Below are 279 nucleotides of genomic sequence, written 5' to 3' on the forward strand. Positions count from 1 at the left end.
CAGGAAGCGCGGCGGCGGCAGCGCGTCACCACCGAAACGTTTTGGCGTGCTGGCGCGGAAGATCCCTGCGCGCTTCATCTTGCCGACCATGTCGCGCGGCACGTGCGATATCGCATCGAACTCGTCGCGGCGGCGCTCCACTTCATCGATCAGCGTATCGAGCGACAAAGGTCCGGCGTACTCGGGATAATCGTTCTGCGAGTCGACGATGGAAGCAGTTTGAGTGGCTTCTTGCATGTGTGGTACCTCACGATTCAAAGGGTGTGTCGTGGTCATTCG

The 279-nt window shown here is 60.2% G+C and carries 1 pseudogene; it reads right to left on the reverse strand.

What is annotated here, in order from left to right:
- Positions 1-237 (reverse strand): annotated as a pseudogene (locus tag EN859_RS37680) (hypothetical protein); the annotation flags it as partial.
- Positions 238-279: the final 42 nt, after the last annotated feature.

The organism is Mesorhizobium sp. M00.F.Ca.ET.216.01.1.1 (genome assembly GCF_004010325.2).
Lineage (GTDB): Bacteria > Pseudomonadota > Alphaproteobacteria > Rhizobiales > Rhizobiaceae > Mesorhizobium.